Source organism: Oleiphilus sp. HI0086 (genome assembly GCF_001635225.1).
Window position 1 is genome coordinate 1 of the sequence record NZ_LWFZ01000756.1, and the last position, 2,100, is coordinate 2,100.

The window sequence follows — 2,100 nt, forward strand, 5'->3', positions numbered from 1 at the left end:
ACAATCCAAGCTATTTTTTCAAGCCGCACAATCTTATTGGGAAAATAACCTATACGCACAGAGCGATGCTGCACTAGGGTCAGTTCAAATAGAGCACCTCAATGAAGCTGACGCTCAAGACTATCTTTTAATGTCCTTAAAGTTAGCGACAAGCAATAAGAACAAAGCACGCATTGAGAAAATACTGCCGCTAATCCCGAACCTTGGTTTATCTGGCATGAATGTCGACCAGCAAATCGAGCTTTCGCACTTATTATCTCAAGCTTATGAAATCACAGATTTAACTATTGAAGCGGCGATCACCTTAATCGATCATCGCGGCCTAATTAATCCAGAGCATCACCAAGACACAGACGAGCAAATCTGGCACCTACTCCGCTCAACTGAAACAGCCGACCTAAGCCAATACATTTACACAGGCGACAACCCTGACGCATTAGCGTGGTTAGATCTAGCTCGAACAATCCAGCTAAATCAGATCAGCCTGGATGCCCAATATAATGCATTTCAGGCATGGAACGAGCTGTGGCCAAGCCATCCTGCCAGCCTGAATCCGCCTCACGAGCTAAGCATTCTAAAACAACTCCCAAACACTCGCCCCGATTCGATAACACTTGCCCTGCCCTTAAGCGGGCCACTTCAATTGGCTGGAAAAGCTATTCGTGACGGTTTCATGGCTCAACACTATGCCAGCAATAAACAAAACCCAAACCACGAACCACTACAAGTTCGTTTTTTCGACACAGCAACGCAAGACATTTTGTCACTGTACAATCAAGCACCTGAGACAGGCAGCCTAATTATCGGCCCTCTAGACAAAGCTTCTCTTAAAGCGCTGAACTCCTTAGATATTATTAGCACGCCAACTCTCGCCTTAAACTATCTTCCAGCGACTAACGCAGGTTCAGATAAGCTATACCAACTTGGTCTAGCACCTGAGACCGAGGCCAGACAACTTGCTACACGCCTACACGACAAATCACTGAAACGGGTCGGCATCATACTGCCAGAGAATAATCTTGGCTTTCGCATATACGATAGCTTTGTAGAAAGCTTCTCTTCATTAGACGGGGTCGTTATCGATAGCGTATTTTACAAAAATCAGAAATCTCTCGCTTCGAGCGTCGCCCGCCTCCTCGGCACTGAGGACAGCCAGAATCGAAAGCGAAAAATTCGAAAAATCACTAACACAGCGCTCGAGTTTTTACCCAGAAGAAGGCAAGATATCGACGCACTTGTCATGATTGCCAAACCCGAAATAGCACGTCAAATCAAACCTCTCTTTGCCTACCATTACGCTGCCGACCTGCCAGTATTCGCCAGCTCTCAAATTCATAACATATCTAACAACAACGACAACAGAGACCTGGACGGTATCGAGTTTATCGAAATGCCCTGGATGCTTAGCAGTACAATAGATATCAAAAGCCAGATAAATCATGCTATCCCCGAGTCAACAGAGCAATATAGCCGCTTTTATGCGCTAGGAGCCGACAGCTATAATATCGCCCCAAGACTACAGCTATTGCACGAAGTTCGAGGCAGCCAGATGCAAGGCCACACCGGCATGCTATCAATGGATGAGCAGGGCATTATTAATCGCCAATTAGAATGGGCAAAATTTAGAAAAGGAAAGGCAGTTACCATTAAGGAGTAAGGAAATGCTTAGCAAAGGACTTGCTTATGAGCAGATCGCCGAGAAATACCTTCGCACCCAAGGACTGAAAAGCATAACGAACAATTATCGGTCCAAGTTTGGTGAGATTGATTTAATTATGGGAGATAAGAATACCCTAGTCTTTATTGAAGTCAGATATCGAGCAAGAAATAACTATGGCATCGCAGCTGAAACCGTGACCCCACACAAGCAAAAGAAGATTATTAAGACTGCAAGCATATTCCTTTCTCACAAAAAGCTATGGAATATGCCATGCCGATTTGATGTTATATCTATCAGCCAGAAAGAGAACAGCTTATCCGAGCAAATTCATTGGCACAAAGCTGCATTCGATGCATCTTATTGAGCTCAGTTTATTACCTAAATCACCTAAAACGGTTAACTAGAAATGTCCGAACTATCACCACTATCAAACTACCTAT

At 44.3% G+C, this 2,100-nt stretch carries 2 protein-coding genes; both read left to right on the top strand.

Translation table 11 applies throughout. From position 1 onward, the window contains the following. On the top strand, positions 1 to 1,657 hold a 1,657-nt coding region (locus tag A3756_RS12945; RefSeq protein ID WP_068553644.1), incomplete at its 5' end, for a penicillin-binding protein activator. Positions 1,658 to 1,661: 4 nt separating this feature from the next. Next, on the top strand, positions 1,662 to 2,024 hold the full coding sequence (locus tag A3756_RS12950; RefSeq protein ID WP_068507997.1) for a YraN family protein: 363 nt from the start codon (positions 1,662 to 1,664) through the stop codon (positions 2,022 to 2,024). Positions 2,025 to 2,100: the final 76 nt, after the last annotated feature.

What these genes read in the sequence shown, in the direction of transcription:
- A3756_RS12950 (WP_068507997.1), top strand. Translation starts at nt 1,662, where the DNA reads ATGCTTAGCAAAGGACTTGCTTATGAGCAGATCGCCGAGAAATACCTT.